Origin of the sequence: Dactylosporangium sp. NPDC051484 (genome assembly GCF_040689395.1) — a bacterium.
Taxonomy (GTDB): domain Bacteria; phylum Actinomycetota; class Actinomycetes; order Mycobacteriales; family Micromonosporaceae; genus Dactylosporangium.
The window spans coordinates 80,806-98,618 of sequence record NZ_JBFAZX010000003.1 but is presented as its reverse complement, the minus strand read 5'-3'; the positions used below and the strand labels follow the sequence as shown (position 1 = coordinate 98,618).

Below are 17,813 nucleotides of genomic sequence, written 5' to 3'. Positions count from 1 at the left end.
GTCACTCGGTCGGGATGATCGGGAAGCGCGGGTGGTCCAGCGGCTTGTCGAGCTCGAGCCCGTGGCCGTCGGTGCGATGGTTGGGCGCTCCCGTGTAGCGAGCTTGCGGCGGCAGCCATTGCAGCGTGTAGACCCACCGTGGCGTTGCTGTTGTGTTCGGCGGGGCGTAGTGGATGATCCCGAGATCATGCACGGTTGCGTCACCTGGCTTGAGGTGCAGAGCCGGCGAGATCTCGAACCGCTCTGTCATCTCCGGGTGCTCGTCGAGCAGGTTCACGCCGTCGTCGCGGTTGAGATAGCGACCGAGGGGCCCGCAGCGATGTGAACCATTGAGGAACCGCATCGTGCCCATCTCGGGCGGACAGTCGATCAGCGGCATCCACATGGTGAACGCTCCTTGCCGGTCGAGCGGGTGATGTGGCAGATCCTGATGCCACGGGGTCTCGGTGCCAGCATTGGCCGCTGGGACCTTGACGAAGACGTGGTCGTAGTAGTAGCGCACCGGGCCGCCCATAAGCGCTGAGGCAACGGTGGCCATCGCCGGCGAGTGACTCAAGGTCTTGATCCACTCGTCGTGGTGGGAGCAGCCGTCCCAGCGTTCGTACCACTTGAAGTCGTTGGGACGCAGTTCGGTCGGTCGGTCGGTGCTGAGCGTCAGCGGATCGCTGCCCATCTTTGTTATGGCCCGCTCCAGCAACTTATCGACCAACGAACGGTCCAGCAGACCCTCCAGCTTGACCCAGCCGTGCGTCTGGAAATGCTTGACCTCGTCGTCGGTCACCCGACGCACTCCGGCCACTGTGGGATGGGTGACTGTCACTGGTTACCCGCTCTCTCACAACGTGTGGTGTAGTTCGGCTGGTGACACACTACCGCCATTGTCAATAGCCAATAATGGATGCCAAGAGACTGGCCCGCCGACGGTCTCGTAGCCGGAAACGCTTACGTGGCAACGGGTTTCCAGGCATGGAGAGGTGTTTCAATTCGTCAGCTTGTCCCCCAGTTGTTCGATTCGGCAAGGGAATCTCCAACAGGTTCCACGTCGGCTTCGCGTGAGATCCGGACATTCTTGATTTGATTTTCTTGACGTGTGACATGAGTTATATACGTCTATCAAGGAGGGAGCAATAAACGTTGTCCCGGATGGAGGCGGTCGTTCCAGGTTCGGCTTGCCGCGGTTGATCGTCCACCGCGGCACGGTCGCCGGTCGCAAGCCGGGGCGCCGGCTGAAGCGGTGCTCGAACCGCCGCGTCGCGGCCGCCTGTCGAACCCGATCGGCGTGGGCGCGCCGTACGACAGCAGGTCGATCGACGCCTTCGGCTCCGTGGCCGCCACACACGGCGCCCTCGGGGCCCAACCGGATCATCACGAAAGCCCCGTGCGGCGGCGAACGCACCGCCCTTGCCCCGGTCGACCGGGGCAAGGGCGGCATGAAACGCTCGACCGGCACCGACGGCGGCGCGATCCCGCTCGGCCTGATCGCCACGAGCGATGCGAGCAGCCGCCAACTGCACCCCTTGCCGAGGCTGTGACGAGCATCTACAGTGCATTGAAGTTGATAATGGGGAGACAGAAGGTTGACAACGGGCAAAATCGTTGAGCGGACTGGCTTCCTCTCATCGGGACCCGTCGGTGGGGCAGCTGGACCGGATAGTCGGAAGACATACGTCGCACCCACGGTTCCCAGTTACGTCGTCGCCGCTGGCTGCATGTTTTGGGCTCGACCTTCGCCGGGTCGTGCCGCCGGACGTCCAGAGTGACACCGCCGGCTACGTACGAAAGCACTGCTGCCTGGACCTGGTGGACGGGCTCCGCTTCCGCGGTTACCACCAGGGCTTCGCCCGGCTCAACGTGACCACCTCGTGGCCGACGTCGGTAGCGGTAGTCGCGGAGCATCAACGCCAGTTGGTGGATGCATGGCGAACATGGTCGATCGCCGCAATGGACACTTTTCGTGCCTACGATCTCGGGAGCGAAAGAGGGTGCGCGCGTTGCGTAAAGGGTCAGCGGCCCATCTGTCCGAAGTACCACGCACACCCACCGCGATGGTGCAGCGGCGGTCGGCGCGGCAGGCAGACCTGACCGGTTGCCTGGCCGAACTCCAGCGGCGGGGGCTGGTGCCGGACGACTGGATCGCCGTGCTGTGCGTCGGTTCGGTGGCGCTCGGGTGGGACAACCCGGGCAGCGACTACGACTTCGTGGTGGTTTCCACATCGGAGTGGGCCGGTGACCGGGCTGGAAGCGTCCCGGTGCAGGTGCGCCCGCGCAGCGTGCCGATCGCCGTCACCACCGTCGACAACCGCCGGTGGGAAATCAAGTTCTGGCTGGACACTCAGGTCGACCAGGTATTCGCCAAGGTGAGCCACGCGCGGTTCGAGAGTGGCCGCGCCCCGTCCAGGGAACTGGTCGACGCCGAGGAGTTGTTCCTCGAACGCCTGACTACCTGTGTGCCGCTGTGCGGCGCGGATTGGGTGGAGCGCCGCCAGACGGCGCTGGCCCGCTCGGCGTTCCGGGCCTTCACGGTGACTCGGTCACTCGCCCAGGCCGACGCGTCCGTCGAGGACGCGCTCGGCCAACTTGCCGAAGGTGATGTCATCAGCGCGGTGCTGGCGGCGCGCATCGCGTTCGGCCATGCCATCGACGCTCTGCTCGAGAGCCGTGGGCGCTACGGATCCCGCAGCGCCAAGTGGCGGGCCCGGCGTTTCCAGGAGGCCAATCCGCCGCATCTGTCGTTCGAGCGCTACTGGGCTTTCGAGACCATGGCCGGCCTCGATCCCGCTGCCCCGGAGCGCTGGGTCGAGCAGGTGGTCGAGGTATGCAAGAACCTGTCGCTCGAAGCGGAGCTCTGACGGCCATGGTGGGTCCCGACACTGTGCCACGCCGCCGCCTCGGCGCACGCGTTCGTAAGTACCGCGGGAAGCTCTTTGTCGCCACCGCGGACCGGGCGTTGGAACTCGACGAGTGCGCCGAGTTCGTGTTCCGCCAGGTCGACGGTTCGCGCACAGTACGCCAGATAGGCGAACAGGTCGCGGTGACATACGGAATATCGCTCGATCGGGCGGTGCGCGACAGCGCTGGACTACTTGTCGAGTTGGCGGGGCATCAGATCATGGATATCGATGGTTGAGACCGGGGTGGCGTGGACGCCGACATTCGCCCTACTCCGGGCCTCGCGACGGGCACCGTTTCCTGTCCCGGACTTCTTGCCCGACGAGGGCTGGGACCGCGGCGACCGCGTGCAGTGCCTGTTCGACATCCTGACGCACGCGGCCGGAATGCTGCCGTCGGTACGCATCATCGAGGACTTCCCGCCCGCGACAGCCCGGGAAGTCCTCACGTTCCACACCGAACGGTTCACGCGGGACCGGGGGCTGCTCGGGCCGGGGACGCCGTCCCCAGATGTCCAAGTCGGACTGCTCGCCGCGGGCGCCGCCGTCGAGCTGTGCCGGCGGATCTGGCGGGGCGAGCTACGCAACGGGTATGCGCTCGTGCGACCCGCGGGCCATCACACTGAGGCCGACAGCGCCGGCGGCGCCCAGTTCGCGAACCTGGTGCTCGCGGCGATGGAGGCCAAGCGGCTCGGCGCGCGTCGGATCCTCATCGTCGACTGGGACGCCCACCACGGCAACAGCCAACAGGCCGCCTTCTGGGACGACCCCGGGGTGCTGACCATCTCCATCCATCAGGGGCGCGCGTATCCGCCCGGCACCGGGGGCACCGACGCGCGGGGCGGGGGCTCGGGCGTGGGTACCAATATCAACGTCCCGGTCCCGATGGGCAGCGGTGGCGGTGTCTATCGGGCTGTGTTCGACCGCATCGTCGGGCCGGCGGCGGCGCGGTTCAGGCCCGACATCGTCTTCGTGGCGAGTGGCCTGGACGGGAGTTACCTGGACCCGTCGGCCCGGCTGGCGTTGCACTCCGGCGACTACGGCTGGATGACGACACGGATCGTCGAGATCGCTGAGCGGTACGCCCGCGGCCGGCTTGTGCTGACCCATGAGGGCGGCTATGCGCTGCAATTCATGCCGCTGTGTCTGCTTCGCATCGTGGAGGCGTTGGCCGGCGAGGACGCCGGCATCGCAGATCCGTTCCTGCAACGGTGGTCCACCGACTTCGCCGAACAGGTCACATCGGAGGCGGAGGCGGTGATCGCGGAATGCGCCGGACTGGTGGCGGGGGTACCTCGAGCGCCGGGCTAGCGATCGATGTCCATAAAGGACAGTTATCTACGGGTGTGGGTTCGACGAATATGCCTACATGCGCGACGAGTCGACGCGCAGCCCTGAAGGCACTCACGGCCAGGTGGCCGGCATCCGAGCGGACCGCGTTGGTCCCGGCGCGACAGCAGGTCCGGCCCCACATCCACCCGACATCCGATACAGTGTTTTGTGTGACGTAGGTCGATATGCTGGCGGCGCGCTCCGGTCGGTTGATCAGCTGCTCCCCGGTCGGTTCCGGCGTCCCTGGAACGCGGGGCTCGAAACAGCACCGTCCGATGGACAAGGGGGACAGATGGTCGCGGCGGACTCATCACGCGTGACGTCGAGGTGTTCGTTCTGCACGAAGCCGGAGAGCGAGGTCGAGCGGCTGGTCGAGGGTCCGGGAGTGCAGATCTGCGCCGGCTGCGTCGAGCTGTGCGCCGAGGTGGTGGCGGAGAATCGCGCCAGCGAGGCCGCGCGGGTGGCCGAGGGCGTGCCGAAGCCCCGGGAGATTCGGGCCTTCCTCGACGAGTACATCGTTGGCCAGGACCAGGCCAAACGCGCCCTGTCGGTGGCGGTCTACAACCACTACAAGCGGATCCAGCTGCTCTCCGGCGGCGGCCACGACGGGGTGGAACTGGCGAAGTCCAACATCCTCCTACTGGGGCCGACCGGCTCCGGTAAGACCCTGCTTGCGCAGACGCTGGCCCGTATCCTCAACGTGCCGTTCGCGGTGGCCGACGCGACCGCGTTGACGCAGGCCGGGTATGTCGGTGAGGACGTGGACACGATCCTGCTGCAGCTGGTGCGCGCCGCGCAGTTCGACATCGAGCGGGCGCAGACCGGCATCGTGTACATCGACGAGATTGACAAATGCGCCCGCCGCAGCGATGGCGCGACGGGATCGCGCGACGTGTCCGGCGAGGGCGTGCAGCAGTCGTTGCTCAAGATCCTCGAGGGTACCGTCGCGACGATCTCGCTGAAGGAGCACGGGGCGAACGCCCGTAGCGGGCGCGGGTACCAAGACCGCGACACTGTCCGGATCGACACCTCGCACATCCTGTTCATCCTCGGCGGGGCGTTCGTCGGCGTCGAACGCATCGTCCAGGCCAGGGTAGGCCGGCGGGAGATGGGGTTCGGCGGGAACATCGCCGCCTGGATCGATGCGGACAAGAGCGACCTGCTGGCCGACATCACCCCGGAGGATCTGGTGTCCTTCGGCATGATCCCGGAGTTCATCGGCCGTCTGCCGGTGATCACGTCGGTGCGGAACCTGGACCGCGACGCACTGCTGCAGATCCTCACGCAGCCGAAGAACGCTCTGGTGAAGCAGTACCGGCAACTGTTGCAGGTGGACGGGGTCGATCTGCAGTTCGAGCCAGGGGCGCTGGAGGCCGTGGCCGATCAGGCCATCATGCGTGGCACCGGTGCCCGGAGCCTGCGGGCCATCCTGGAATCGGTGCTGGTGGCGCCGATGTACGAGGTGCCCTCGCTGCCTGACGTGGCAGCCATCATCGTGACGCAGGACGCCATCCTGGACCACGCGAGCCCGTTGCTGCTGCTGCGCAACGGCAGCGAGGTCCCGCTCGACTCGGCGCTGTCATTGCAGTCGCCGCCGGCCGGCGGCTGAGGCCGTCATCAAAACCATCGCCCGCGAGACCTACGGCTTCCGCAAACCCGACAACCAGCGATTGCGCACCTGCCACGCCAGCGGGCACCTCAACGCCGCTTAACTTCGAAGAGCCCGAATGCGTCGCGGAAGTTTGTCTTCCGCTCCTAACGCCGGCCTTCAAGGGCATGCGGGTCAATGTGGACCAGTCGAGGGACTGCGATGCAGGCACGCTCGGCTCATTTTCGAATCCGCCACGCATTGATACCACAGTCGGGCGGTTGCGAGCGCCTTCCGGTGGGCCGTCTGCGCGACCCGACCACTGCGGCCGGCGCCAGGGGCCAGCCCGGCGGATACGGCGAGCGATGTATCGGCTGGTCTGGTCGCATCCTGAAGGAGTGGCGTACGTCACACTGCGGACCGTCGCCCCTGGTCAGTTCGGCGGGTCCACGGTGCCAGCAGGATGGCGGGGGCGGCAGGCCGGCAGGGAGCCGGTTCGCCGAAGCGTCTGGATTGTGCCGTGCGCCCGTGTGATTGTCGCAGAATGCGTCGGAGCCGAATTTCCATCTGAGACAGGATTGCTATACCACTTGAGACGCACGGTCTCGCGAAAACGAATACAAGCAGTGACCACATCCGATGGCCTTGACATTCCTCAGAATGCGGCGGGTAATCTGCTTATGCGGGAAACAAGTCCCGCTGGATTAAGGAGCGTCACATGCGCGAAGCTGTGTCCCCCGTCCAGAGCAGCAACTTCGGCCTCAAAGAGCAGGCCGTCGAGCTCATCCGGGCGGCTGGTCCGTCCCGGATGGCCAGCCTCGGTGTTGCGGAGCTCGAGTCGTTCCGTTCGGGTGCCTCGTTCGTTCCGGCCTCGAAGAACGGCCTCGAGGTCATCTGCGGCGCCTCCTGCGAGGTCGGCGCTCAGTAATTAAGCGATGGGTCGCCGGTTTTCCGGCGGCCCATCGTCACCGCACCCGCACCCATCACGCTCAGACGGGACCGGTAGACCATGAACGCTCACGATGTAGAAATTCCAGTGGTTTCGGTGGTCACGTCCCACGGCCGCCAAGCGCTTCCCGGTGGGGCGGACGAACGCCTCATCGACATACTCGGCCGCGCGAATGTCCCGTGGTCGGCGGTCTCCATCTACGTCCGGCCGAAATCGGGCGGGGAGCCACGCCTCACCGCGTGCCTCGATCTCACGTTGCGGGACTTCGTCGATGCGTCGGAGATCCTGCTGTACTTCAACCGCAACGTCAATCCGTTCCTCTTCACGCCGACCGATTTCGCGGTCATTGAGAGCGACGATCCGGGCGCGGAGGCGACGGAGTACATCTACCAGCGCTTCGACAACGAGCAGGGTGGCACCGAGACGTTCCTTAAGAAACTGAGCCCGGCCGAGGGTAAGTCGATCATCGCCGACCGGGTCGGCGACACGATCCGCGCCCACGTGCCCGCCGGCTCGGATCTCGTCGTCGGGGTGAGTGGCGGGGGCGACAGCAACGCGCTGCTGTACGGGCTGAGTCAACTCACCGACCACGGAATCACGGTGCACCCGGTGATCCTCAAGGGCATCCCGGACTGGGACGCCGGCGTGCCCCGTGCGCAGGCGCTCTGCGACACGTACGGGCTGACCCTGCGGATTATTGAGGCGGACGAGGTCAAGGAGCTCTTGGGCATTCCGAAGGACGCGGTGCCGCTGATCGACCGGTTCGAGCGGGAATTCCCCGGCGACGACTTCGAGTTCATGGGTACGCTGCTCATCCGCCTGGCGCTGTCGAAGCACGCCCGCGAGATCGGCACGCAGTACATCTGCACCGGCGTCAACCTCGAGGACATCGTCTGCGAGAACATGTTCCGTGTCTCGACTGGACTGAAGCCGGCCGGCTTCCCGGTGCGGGCGATCGGGGACGACATCCGGCTCGTGTTCCCGCTGTGGCTCTGCCCGAAGCGGATCATCGATGGCTGCTTCCCCAAGTACTCGCTGGACAACTACGACGCCCGGTACCCGTGCTTCTCGCTGGGACGCAACCTGTACTACAGCGTCATCTACACGCTGCAGTCGCAGTTCCCAGGCTACGTCGAGCAGTTCGCCCGCGGCATGTCGGCCCTGAGCCTTTCCGACCCGGTCGAGTACGCCTACAACGCCCAGCTTGGCTTCCACGTCGAACGCGACGTGCCGTTCCCGTTGCTGCGGCGCTTCCAGAAGATGCTCAGCGGCGCGGGATCTCCGCGCTGATGTGTTCGAACCGGGGCGGGGCCACGTCCAGAGATCGTTGTGGCCGCCAACCGTTGTGGTGACGGACGTACACGTCCAGCCACGTGCCCCTCGCCATGGATGAGCATCCGGTCTACGACCCGACGCCGGGATCTTCGCGACGGTGATCCCGGCGTCGGTGAGCAGCGCGTTCCATGCCGGCGCGGCCAGTACACAAGCCCAGTAACGGCCTCTCTTGCGCAGGTCACGATCCGGGCATGCGGGGCTGATCGCTGTCCAGGGCCCGCCGCACCTCATCGAGCCGGGCGTTCACGATGCTGACCCGGCCGGCACTGCCCGAGGCCGGGCTCGGCTTGACCTCCCGGCCGGTGTTGAGCAGAACCACGGTCTCGGAGCGATCCACCAGACCGTCGTCAAGAGCGAGCGCCAGTCCGGCCAGCGACGCGGCCGCGGCCGGCTCCGCTCCGACGCCGGCGTCACTGGCGAGCGTAGCCGCGGCGGCGAGCAGCGCGTCGTCGGACACGGCCACCATAGCGCCGCCACCCCGGCGCACCGCCGTCAGCACCAGATCCCCGATCGCCGCTTTCGGCACGGCGATCCCGTCAGCGATCGTGCCGGCCGGGTCCAGTTGGTCGGCACGCGGCTCTACCCCGGTCCAGGCGCACACCAGCGGCTGACAGCGCTCGGCCTGCACGCCGACGAGGCGCGGTTGTCGCTCGGCGACCCCGCATCTGACCAGTTCCGCGAAGCCCTTGTCGAGCGCGGCGAGCGTCGGACCGTCACCGACCGGGGCGATGACGACATCCGGTATCCGCCGTCCGAGCTGCTCCCACACCTCGAAGGCGACCGTCTTCTTCGCCTCCATCGTCAGCGGGTTGGTACCGGTGTTGCGGTCGAGCCAGCCGAACCGGTCGGCCGCCGCGCGGGAAAGGTCGACGGCCGCCGCGTAACCTTCGCGCACCTGGAAGACTCGGGCGCCGGCCTGCGTCATCAGCGCGAGCTTGTCCGGCTGGCAGTCGATGCTCACGAAGATGACGGCGCGCAGCTGGGCCGCTGCCGCGCCGAACGCCGTGGCCACTGCGGCGTTGCCGGTGGAGGCGGTGGTAATGGTGTCAACGCCGCGGCGCAGGCCATCCTCAATGACCAGGGCCGTGGCCCGGTCCTTGTTGGAGGCACTGGGCCCGTGGGTCTCGTCCTTGATCCACAGTTGGGGTACGTCCAACCGTTGCCGCAGTCCGGGTACGGATAGCAGTGGGCTGCCGCCGACCGGCAGGGGGTACCGGATCGGACCGGCGGCAAGGGGCAGCAGGTCCCGGTACCGCCACATGTCCAACGACCGCGCCAGGCCGGCGGGAAGCAGGGCCGGCCGGTAGTCATACTGCAGCCAATCGCAGCCGGTAACCAGCTCCCGACCAACGACATCGCCCATGTGCTGGGTCCTTCCCTCAAATAATCGGCCTCCTCGGCCGTGATCTGCCGTACGCCGGGGTTCGTCTGGTCAGTCAGAGTCGCAGCCTGGGCGGCCCGGGTGCCGCTGCGACCACTGCTTGCGCAGCTCGCCGATTGACGGGTTGTCGCAGGCAGCGGTGGTGAGCATCCATTCGAGGTCGCTGAGGAAGTCCGCTGGGGAGTTCGGCGCCAGGAAATGAGGGTGGGCCGACAACTGCACGATCGACCGTTGCGGCCCGCCGCGGAGGTAGATGAAGAATTTGGAGCCCTTCTGAATCCGGGTGTCCTCCAGGTCGACGAGGACGCTGCCGGGCATCGCGTCCCTGATCTCGGCCGCGACGTCGGCGGGCGCCTCGGCGTCGGCCTCGCCGTACAACTCGTACCGGACGTCATTGACGTAGCAGTACCCGCCCGCCTCGATGCCGCGTTCCGTGGCGACCCGCTGCACCATCGACTCCAGCGAACGCGGATTGTATTCGCTGCTGCGGTACGCACTGGCCGCCGACGAGGCCGCCCTGCGCAGGAAGTCGCCGATGCTTTCGTCCGCGAGATCCATCCGGAACAGCGCATTCTGATTGAACGCGCCGACCAGCCTTTCGTTCTCGGTCTTGAACCGGGTGGCCACGATGACGCGCACGGCCGCTGACTGCTCGCTGGTGTGCAGTGCGAGCAGCATGGTGATGGCGGCCAGGAACGTCACCGAACTGGACACCCGAGCCTGGGCGGAGAGGGACGCGATCGCTAGCGCCATCGCCCGGGATTCGATCTGCGCCCAGCGCAGTGGTACTGGTTCGTTCGTCACCACTTCGCTGAGCATCGCGGACGGCAGGGTGCGGATGTTCTGCTCCCAGAACGTCAGCGCCCGCTCCTCGCGCCTGCGCGCGGCCGGGGTCTGCTCATAGGCGGCGCGCGCCACGGGCTGTTGAGCCGGCGGCATCAGCGTGGCGCCTGTGGGCTCGTCAAGCAGGCGGCGCAGATCCTGCAGGACGATCTGAAAACTCCAACCGTCGACCGCCATGTGGCAGGCGGTCAGCACGATGGCCCTGGGCTGATCGCCCGCGGTGAGCACCGCCGCTCGCAGGGGCAGATCGGTCGCCGGGTCGAACAGCTCGCGGCGCAGCACCGCCCCCAATGCCTGGCCCTGCGCCAGCGCGTCGCCGTCGGCCAGTGGATAGAGATCGACTTCCAACTCGCCACGATCGAGGACCCGCTGCAGTTCCACGCCGGCCTGCTCAAGGTAGAGCGAATGCAACGAGTCGTGGCGCTCGACCAGGTGGCGCAGCGCGTCGAGCACGTCGGTGACGGTGCACCCGTCGGGTACCCGCACGGCGGACATCAGGTTCAGGGACGGCAACTGGTGATCGGGAAGCCATCGGATGACGTCCCAGATGGCCACTTGCCCCCACGTCAGCGGGGCGGTGGCGCCATGGCCGGTGAACGGCAGCCGATAACGCGCCGTGCGAGTCATCTGTCCGGTGATCCTTTCCTGCGTGGCGAGACGTTGGCGATCCGGCGGGGTTGCCGTGGGAGGTGTGGTGCGCGTGGCGCCGGGCCGGCCGGTGACTACTCGGCCGCGACCCGGCCGCCGAGCGAGCGCATGATGGCTATCGCCGAGGCGTTACACCGCGGGTCGGTCACACAGGTGAACTTGAACCCCTTTCTGGCGGCGTATATTAGCCGACGCAAGGACTTGCAACAAGATTGCGTGGAACTTGCGAGCTGATATCCCATTCTCGCGGCCTCCAATGTAGTTCGATGCGTGATCTACATCACAGAGGGCTTGTTGTGCGCGATTCCTGACACGCATAGTTGGGCCTCGACGTCCAGGCGGGACAAGTCGGGCGTACCGTTCACCGGCGGAAACGGGATTGTCGTGCTGACAATAGATGGGTCGCGGGTAACCCCGGTCGACCGGGCGCGTGAGATTCTCCCCGAGCTGCGGGCACACGCGGCCGAGGTCGACGATTCGGCTGCTTTTCCGGTCGCTTCATTGGCGGCGTTGCGCGGTAGCGGCCTGCTCGGCCTACTGGTTCCGCACGCCTACGGTGGGCTCGGCGGCGACCTGGGCGACCTCGCGGCGGTGGCCGAGGTGCTGGCCTCCGCCTGCCTCTCCACGGCCATGGTGTGGGCTATGCACTCACAGCAGGTCGACGCCCTGGTGCGCTACGCGGCCGAGCCGCTTCGGGAACGAGTCCTGCCCCGCATCGCGGCGGGCGAGGTGTACCTGGCGTCAGTGACCACGGAGCCCGCCACCGGCGGCAACGTCATGACCGCCGCCTCAGCGCTGGAGCAGTCCGACCATGTACTGCGGTTGGACCGCGGCGCCCCGATCGTGACCGGCGGGGAGCACGCCGACGGCTTCCTGATTACTATGCGGGATTCGGCGGGCGCGTCGTCAAATCGGGTGACATTAGTCTATGTCGATCGCAATCAGTTGAAACTCGACAGCTCCGGCGTCTGGGATCCGCTGGGTATGCGCGGCACTCACAGCATCGGCATACGCATCCAGGGCGACATTCCGATCGGGCAGATCGTCGGCGACCGGGGCGAATTTCGATCTATTGCCGTCGATAGCATGATTCCGGCGGCACATATCGGCTGGGCGGCGTGCTGGCTTGGTGCGGCGAAATCCGGTTATGCCGACGTCATCCTGTTGATGCGCTCTAAAAATCGACCGAAAGGCCTGGACCCGAATTCCGAACTCGTCAACGAGCGGCTGGCACGGGTCCGGATCGACCTGGAACTCGTCAACGCCTATCTGCGCCGAGTCATCGAAGAGGTGCAGGCGGCGCGGGCCGCTGCCCGTTCCCTCGACCTTCCCAGCACGCAGATCCATCTCAACACCCTCAAGGTTGCCGCGTCGGAACTGACGTTCCGGGCCGTCGACCGGCTGATCCAACTGGTCGGGCTGTCCACCGGGTACCTGCGCACGTCGCCGATCCCGCTGGAGCGCCACTTCCGCGACCTCCGATCGGCGGCACTGAACCTGGCCAACGACCGCCTGCTCACCTCGGTGGGGACGATGGCCCTGATGGACAAGGCGGTGACGCTGGCATGACCGACCCGGCCGAGACGGTGCCGTGGCCGAAGGACTTCGAGAACGTGGTAGCCGAGCAGTTGACCGGGTTCACCGTGGGGTCGTCGTTGGCCGGCGACACGAACCTCATCGATCTCGGGCTCGACTCGCTGCGGATGGTGCGTCTACTCGTGGCGATCGAGGACACCTTCGACATCACGTTGCCCGACGCCGTCTTGTCGCTGGAGACCTTTCAGACACCAACCAGCCTGTGGGCCGCGGTCAGCGCGGCGCAAGCGCAGCGATGACGTGTACGCCCAACGAAAGGAGGCTAGGTATGTCGGCGGCTGAGGTCGGCTCGAACCCCGAGTGGCGCCTGCTGGAACTCGTATCGATAGCCGATCCCGGATCGGCTGCGTTCGGGGAAGCGGTCGAGGTCGCGGCATCAGTGGTCGACCCCGACGAACTGCTCGCGCAGGCGGCGCGACACGCTCTACTGCCGGCCCTGGCGGACTTCCTGGCCGAAGCCGGTCTGCTGTCGCTGATGCCGCACCAGACCCAGAAGGCGGTGCTGGGCGCGCTGCACTGGAACCGTCTGAAAACGACGGCGTTCTGCGCCGAGGCGATCCGGGTGACCGACGGCCTGGCCGCCCGCGGTATCACTGTGGCCACCACCAAGGGTGTGGCTTCCCACGCGCTCCTCTACGACGACCGGGGCACCCGCCACTTCGGTGACATCGACCTGATGGTGCTGCCCGAGCAGCGTCACGAGGTGGCCGCAGCGCTGACTGAACTCGGGTACGCCGGCGGGAAGTCGTTCGACAACCGCACCGGCGAACTGGTCGACCTGCCCCGGTCGGTCACCGCCATGTACCGCCTCTACCCCGATCACCTGCCGCACTTCTTGCGCCTGGCACCGGAGTCGGCGGTGCCGTACCACATGGTAGACATCGCGTTCAGCCTCACCTGGTACGGAACGGCGTGGCAGGTCCCGATGGACGATGCACTGGCGACGATCCAGCGCAATCCGGTCGGCTTCGGGGAGCCCGGAGCCACGGTGCCGGCGCTCACCACGCCATACTCCTTCCTGTTCGTCGTGCTGCACCTGTTCCGCGAGGGCTGGTTCGCCCGGGTGATCAATGAAAAAGACGCGCGGTTGAGCCAGTTCGCCGACGTGTGGCGTTTCTGGAACCGGCTCGCCCGAGCGCAGGCGGCAGAGATCATCGCAATCATGGCGTCTTCCGGGATCGCGCCGGCCGTCGCCTGGGTCTGTCACCACGTCGACCAGTTGTACGGCAGCAGTATGGTGTCCGAGCTCGAACTCGGCGCGTACTGCGATCCCCAGTGGCTGTGCAGTGCCAGCTCGCCGGATGGCAGCCTCCAGTCATGGCATGGCCAATTCCGGCGGCGACTGCGGGAGCGGGGCGCCCCGAAACTGGTGCCGGCACACGAAGCGCCGTTCGCGGTCGAGGCTCAGGTCCAGCGGCGCTGACCGGCGAGGGCGGGCAGGCGCGCAACGACCGCCGCCCGCCGTGGAGGCTCGATGCGGGCACCGCGCGGCCAGCGCCGGCGGCTCGTCGCTACTCCAGGCGCTCCACGGCCCCGCAGCCGCACCAGCGGCACCTTCGTCCGGGACAGCTCGCGGGCCGGCGTCAGCGGGCAGCCGGCCGCAGGCGCTCGGCCAGGGCGGCGTGGTCGACCTTGCCGTTGGCGCTCAGCGGCAGGTCCGGCACGTCCAGGAACCGCTGCGGAACCATCGCCGGTGGGAGCCGCTCAGCCAGGTAGGACCGCAGCTGCGCCGGCGCGGGTGTCGGTGTGGCCGACTGATAGAACGCGACCAGTTCGGGGGTGTCGCCGGCATGATGCACCAGCACCGCACACCGCATGATCCCCGGGTGCTGCAGCAGCAGTGCCTCGATCTCATCGGGCTCGATCCGCACGCCACCGATCTTGGCCTGCCGGTCCAGCCGGCCGAGGCAGTACAGCAGGCCGTCGCGCAGCATTGCGCCATCGCCGGTCCGGTAGAGCCGGCCGGTCGGCGAGTCGTCGTCGAGAACGTCGCGCAGGTACGCGCGGCGCGTGGCGACCGGATCATCGGGGTACCCCGGACCGACCGGCAGGCCGCCGACGAACAGTTCGCCGGGCTCGCCGTTTGCCGCGGCGCGCCACCCGTCATCCTCCTCGACCAGGACATACAGCGTGGAGTTGATGATGGGCGAGCCGACAGGCAGTCGGACGCCGTCCAGGTCGGCGGCCGTGACCCGATGGTGGGCGATGTCGTCGGAGGTCTCAGTGAACCCGTACGCGTTGAGGATCTCGGTGCCTGGCATCGCCGCGAACCAGCGCCGGGCCAGAGCCGGGCGCAGTTCCTCGCCGGTCGACACGGCCAGGCGAAGGCTGGGCACGCCGGCGGCGGCGTGACCGCCCGCGCCGGCGATCCAGTCCAGGACGGTGGGAACCACCTCGATCACCGAGACCTGGTGGTCGCGCAGCTTCGCGACCAGGATCCGGGGAAACCTGAGCTCGTCGTCGTCCAGCACGACGCTGGTGCCGCCCAGCATGATGGGCAGCAGTGCCTGGCAGACCGCGATGTCGAAGACCAGCGGCGCGGTGAAGGCCAGCCGGTCGGCGCGGGTGAGCCCCATCTCGAGGATCTTTGCGTGCAGATGGTTGACCATGCCCCGATGCTCGATCAGGGCGCCCTTCGGAGTGCCGGTGCTGCCCGAGGTGTAGAAGAGGTAGCGCGGCTCGGCGTCGTCAGCGCACCGCCGGCGATCGATCTCCGCCAGGACCTCCGGCAGGCCGGGTTCGCCCGCCGCGTTCTCACCGTCGGACTCATCCTCGGCCACCGAACCGGCGTCCGCGCCGGTCACCGTGATCAGCGGCGTGCCGGTGGTGGCGGCGGCGTCCTCGGGTGCGGTGGTGGTGCGAATGCCGTAGACGATCACGAGGCTCGCCTTGCTGGCGGCCAGAATCTGCGCCATCCGGTGCGCCGGCCAGCTCAGGTCGAGCGGCAGGTAAACAGCCCCGATGCCTTCCAGCGCGAGGAACACCGCTGTCGTATCCACCCCGCGCGGCCCGGCGCACCCGACCACGTCGCCTGGCCGGCAGCCCGCCGCCAGCAGCCGCCGCCGCACCCGCCAGACACGGCGGGCGAGGTCCGCATAGCTCACCGTCGTATCCCGGTGTACCACTGCTGTCGACTGTGGACTCTCGGTGGCCCAGTGCACGAGCGAGCTCACGACGGTGCGTCCAGTGTCGATCGGGTGGGGTTCACGTCGGGCGCCTCGCGCGACGATCGTCGCGCGAGGCGCGGAAATCCTCAACGGGTCGAGTTCGACGGGCACGGTCAAGGCGTGACTCGCTCTCGATATGGGCGGCAACACAAATGGCATAGTCGAGTTTTTGCACTTATTTATCTGATGCTTCTGTCAAATGGTAAGCCCTTGCATGACGCTCATACAAGTTCTTACCATACGGGCATGTCAATTCATCCCTCCGCAGCCGCCGGCCAGGACGTTCTCGTCCGAACCGTCGGGCTCACCAAGATCTTCCCGCCTCGGGAGCGCCGAGGTACGGCGTTTACGGCGGTCGACGGCATCGACCTTCAGGTGCGGCGCGGCGAGGCATTCGGTGTGCTGGGGCCCAACGGAGCGGGCAAATCGTCGACGATGCGGATGATCGCCTGTGTCTCTCCGAGGTCGAGTGGCGAACTCGAGGTGCTCGGACTCGACCCGGCGACCCATGGGCGGACTATTCGTGGTCGCATCGGCGTGATACCGCAGGACGACGCCCTCGACGCGGAGTTGACGGTACGGGAGAACATCCTCATCTACGGTCGCTACTTCGGCTTGGACAAGGCCTCCATCGCGTCCAGGGCGGACGAGCTTCTCGAGTTCGCCCAGCTGACCGAGAAGGCCGACGCCAAGGTCGAGCACCTCTCCGGCGGCATGCGCCGGCGGCTGACCATCGCGCGATCGCTCATCAACGAGCCGCAGGTCCTGCTGCTGGACGAGCCGACGACCGGGCTGGACCCACAGGCCCGGCATGTGTTGTGGGACCGGTTGTTCCGGCTCAAACAGCAGGGGGTCACGCTCATCCTCACCACCCACTACATGGACGAGGCCGAGCAGTTGTGCGACCGGCTCGTGGTGATGGACCACGGCAGGATCGTCGCCGAGGGCTCGCCGCGCGAGCTGATCGACCGGTATGCCACGCGGGAGGTGCTGGAGCTGCGCTTCGCCGTCGGCGCGCAGTCGGATGCTGTCGACAAAATCAAGGAGGCCGCCTCGGCCCGAATCGAGGTGCTGCCGGACCGGGTGCTGTGGTACGCGGATGACGGCGAGACGGCGCTGGCCAGCGTGCATGCGCTGCGCCTGGAGCCGGAGACCGCACTGGTTCGCCGCGCCAGCCTGGAGGACGTCTTCCTGGCGCTGACCGGACGGACGTTGGTGGACTGATGGCAGCCGAATCCGCAATCCTGCCGGCCGTCGCGGCGCGGGCGGCCGAACCGTCCCGGCTGGCGATGCGCGAATTCCGGTACTGGCTGCTGCGATACAGGCGTACCTGGCGCGGCACGATCGTCGTCAGTGTGGCCAACCCGCTGCTGTTCCTCATCGCCATCGGGGTCGGTCTCGGCGCCATCATCCGGCCCTCCAGCACGCCCGGTGGAGTGCCGTATCTGGCCTTCTTCGCGCCCGGCATGCTGGCCGCCTCCGCGATGCAGAACGGCGTCGTCGAGTCGGCGTTCCCGATCAGCCGGGCGAAGCGACCGGGCGGCAGCTATCAGGTCGCCACTGCGACGCCGTTGGAGCCGACAGACATCATGGTCGGGCACCTGATGTTCATGGCCCTGCGGGTGGCGATGAGCGCGTTCATCTTCGCGGCCGTGATGATTGCCTTCGGGGCGGCGCGTTCGCCGCTGGTCATGCTGACGCCGTTCGCCGCCGTGCTGACCGCGCTGGCGTTCGCCACACCGGTGATGGCGTGGGCGGTGACGCTGCCGAATCCCCGGCCGGTGAACACCGCGTTCAAGTGGGTCGTCATGCCGCTGTACCTGTTCTCCGGGACCTTCTTCGCCGTCGAGCAGTTGCCCGAGTGGCTACGCTGGCTCGCCTACGTGACCCCGCTGTGGCAGGGGGTGCAGCTGTGCCGGACGTTGAGTCTGGGTACCGCGACGTGGACAGGAGCCGCCGTGCATGTGGCGTACCTCGTCGTGCTGACCGTCGTCGGGCTGTTGATCGCCCGGCGCACCTACCGCCGCTACCTGCACCCGTGAGCCGTCGTACGCCTCCCGCTGCCCCACAGGTCCGCTTCGGACCC

The 17,813-nt window shown here is 67.2% G+C and carries 15 protein-coding genes and 1 pseudogene; 12 read left to right on the top strand and 4 right to left on the bottom strand.

Annotated elements, in window-relative coordinates; translation table 11 throughout:
• Position 1: 1 nt before the first annotated feature.
• A complete protein-coding gene (locus AB0367_RS06790; protein WP_366225221.1) occupies positions 2-781 on the bottom strand; it encodes a phytanoyl-CoA dioxygenase family protein in 780 nt (259 codons plus the stop codon).
• Between the two features lie 583 nt (positions 782-1,364).
• Between AB0367_RS06790 and AB0367_RS06785 the strand changes: the two are divergent.
• From AB0367_RS06785 to AB0367_RS06755, 7 genes and pseudogenes are all read left to right on the top strand, one after another.
• Positions 1,365-1,481: pseudogene (locus tag AB0367_RS06785) on the top strand (IS5/IS1182 family transposase); the annotation flags it as partial.
• 564 nt (positions 1,482-2,045) lie between these two features.
• Positions 2,046-2,849, top strand: a complete 804-nt coding sequence (locus tag AB0367_RS06780) for a hypothetical protein (protein WP_366225220.1) — start codon at positions 2,046-2,048, stop codon at positions 2,847-2,849.
• A gap of 5 nt (positions 2,850-2,854) precedes the next feature.
• Positions 2,855-3,127 carry a PqqD family protein gene (locus tag AB0367_RS06775; RefSeq protein WP_366225219.1) on the top strand — a complete coding sequence of 91 codons (273 nt, stop codon included), beginning with the start codon at positions 2,855-2,857 and terminating at the stop codon, positions 3,125-3,127.
• Positions 3,120-4,199, top strand: a complete 1,080-nt coding sequence (locus AB0367_RS06770; RefSeq protein WP_366225218.1) for a class II histone deacetylase — start codon at positions 3,120-3,122, stop codon at positions 4,197-4,199. The genes AB0367_RS06775 and AB0367_RS06770 overlap by 8 nt, the downstream gene beginning before the upstream one ends.
• Before the next feature lie 313 nt (positions 4,200-4,512).
• Positions 4,513-5,829 carry an ATP-dependent Clp protease ATP-binding subunit ClpX gene (gene clpX, locus AB0367_RS06765; RefSeq protein WP_366225608.1) on the top strand — a complete coding sequence of 439 codons (1,317 nt, stop codon included), beginning with the start codon at positions 4,513-4,515 and terminating at the stop codon, positions 5,827-5,829.
• Between the two features lie 697 nt (positions 5,830-6,526).
• Positions 6,527-6,736, top strand: a complete 210-nt coding sequence (locus tag AB0367_RS06760; protein ID WP_366225217.1) for a hypothetical protein — start codon at positions 6,527-6,529, stop codon at positions 6,734-6,736.
• A 117-nt stretch (positions 6,737-6,853) separates the two neighbouring features.
• Entirely contained in the window at positions 6,854-8,047 is a 1,194-nt protein-coding gene (locus AB0367_RS06755; protein WP_366225216.1) for a hypothetical protein, read from the top strand.
• 223 nt (positions 8,048-8,270) lie between these two features.
• Here AB0367_RS06755 and AB0367_RS06750 read toward each other — a convergent pair whose 3' ends face one another.
• On the bottom strand, positions 8,271-9,455 hold the full coding sequence (locus tag AB0367_RS06750; RefSeq protein WP_366225215.1) for a pyridoxal-phosphate dependent enzyme: 1,185 nt from the start codon (positions 9,453-9,455) through the stop codon (positions 8,271-8,273).
• A gap of 69 nt (positions 9,456-9,524) precedes the next feature.
• Positions 9,525-10,811, bottom strand: a complete 1,287-nt coding sequence (locus tag AB0367_RS06745; RefSeq protein ID WP_366225607.1) for a condensation domain-containing protein — start codon at positions 10,809-10,811, stop codon at positions 9,525-9,527.
• 423 nt (positions 10,812-11,234) lie between these two features.
• On the opposite strand from AB0367_RS06745, the gene AB0367_RS06740 reads away from it, so the two are divergent.
• From AB0367_RS06740 to AB0367_RS06730, 3 genes are read left to right on the top strand one after another with little or no spacing between them, the layout of a single operon-like run.
• Positions 11,235-12,533 (top strand): acyl-CoA dehydrogenase family protein, encoded by a 1,299-nt coding sequence (locus tag AB0367_RS06740; RefSeq protein WP_366225214.1) that lies wholly within the window; start codon positions 11,235-11,237, stop codon positions 12,531-12,533.
• Positions 12,530-12,799, top strand: coding sequence for a phosphopantetheine-binding protein (locus tag AB0367_RS06735; protein WP_366225213.1), 270 nt, complete (start codon positions 12,530-12,532; stop codon positions 12,797-12,799). The genes AB0367_RS06740 and AB0367_RS06735 overlap by 4 nt, the downstream gene beginning before the upstream one ends.
• Before the next feature lie 29 nt (positions 12,800-12,828).
• Positions 12,829-13,983 (top strand): nucleotidyltransferase family protein, encoded by a 1,155-nt coding sequence (locus AB0367_RS06730; protein ID WP_366225212.1) that lies wholly within the window; start codon positions 12,829-12,831, stop codon positions 13,981-13,983.
• 160 nt (positions 13,984-14,143) lie between these two features.
• Here the strand turns inward: AB0367_RS06730 and AB0367_RS06725 are convergent, their stop codons facing one another.
• The gene (locus AB0367_RS06725) at positions 14,144-15,886 is read right to left on the bottom strand and encodes an amino acid adenylation domain-containing protein (protein ID WP_366225211.1); all 1,743 of its coding nucleotides are present in this window, start codon (positions 15,884-15,886) and stop codon (positions 14,144-14,146) included.
• Positions 15,887-15,973: 87 nt separating this feature from the next.
• Between AB0367_RS06725 and AB0367_RS06720 the strand changes: the two genes are divergently transcribed.
• Positions 15,974-16,951: an ABC transporter ATP-binding protein gene (locus AB0367_RS06720; RefSeq protein WP_366225209.1), complete on the top strand. Its 978-nt coding sequence runs from the start codon at positions 15,974-15,976 to the stop codon at positions 16,949-16,951.
• Entirely contained in the window at positions 16,951-17,769 is an 819-nt protein-coding gene (locus AB0367_RS06715; RefSeq protein ID WP_366225208.1) for an ABC transporter permease, read from the top strand. Before AB0367_RS06720 ends, AB0367_RS06715 begins: the two co-directional genes overlap by 1 nt.
• Positions 17,770-17,813 lie beyond the last annotated feature (44 nt).

Excerpts from the sequence above, each read along its gene's own strand:
- AB0367_RS06780 (WP_366225220.1), top strand. The coding sequence starts at position 2,046 with ATGGTGCAGCGGCGGTCGGCGCGGCAGGCAGACCTGACCGGTTGCCTG.
- AB0367_RS06775 (WP_366225219.1), top strand. The coding sequence starts at position 2,855 with ATGGTGGGTCCCGACACTGTGCCACGCCGCCGCCTCGGCGCACGCGTT.
- AB0367_RS06770 (WP_366225218.1), top strand. The coding sequence starts at position 3,120 with ATGGTTGAGACCGGGGTGGCGTGGACGCCGACATTCGCCCTACTCCGG.
- clpX (WP_366225608.1), top strand. The coding sequence starts at position 4,513 with ATGGTCGCGGCGGACTCATCACGCGTGACGTCGAGGTGTTCGTTCTGC.
- AB0367_RS06760 (WP_366225217.1), top strand. The coding sequence starts at position 6,527 with ATGCGCGAAGCTGTGTCCCCCGTCCAGAGCAGCAACTTCGGCCTCAAA.
- AB0367_RS06750 (WP_366225215.1), bottom strand. The coding sequence starts at position 9,455 with ATGGGCGATGTCGTTGGTCGGGAGCTGGTTACCGGCTGCGATTGGCTG.
- AB0367_RS06745 (WP_366225607.1), bottom strand. The coding sequence starts at position 10,811 with ATGTCCGCCGTGCGGGTACCCGACGGGTGCACCGTCACCGACGTGCTC.
- AB0367_RS06735 (WP_366225213.1), top strand. The coding sequence starts at position 12,530 with ATGACCGACCCGGCCGAGACGGTGCCGTGGCCGAAGGACTTCGAGAAC.
- AB0367_RS06730 (WP_366225212.1), top strand. The coding sequence starts at position 12,829 with ATGTCGGCGGCTGAGGTCGGCTCGAACCCCGAGTGGCGCCTGCTGGAA.
- AB0367_RS06725 (WP_366225211.1), bottom strand. The coding sequence starts at position 15,886 with ATGCCATTTGTGTTGCCGCCCATATCGAGAGCGAGTCACGCCTTGACC.
- AB0367_RS06720 (WP_366225209.1), top strand. The coding sequence starts at position 15,974 with ATGTCAATTCATCCCTCCGCAGCCGCCGGCCAGGACGTTCTCGTCCGA.
- AB0367_RS06715 (WP_366225208.1), top strand. The coding sequence starts at position 16,951 with ATGGCAGCCGAATCCGCAATCCTGCCGGCCGTCGCGGCGCGGGCGGCC.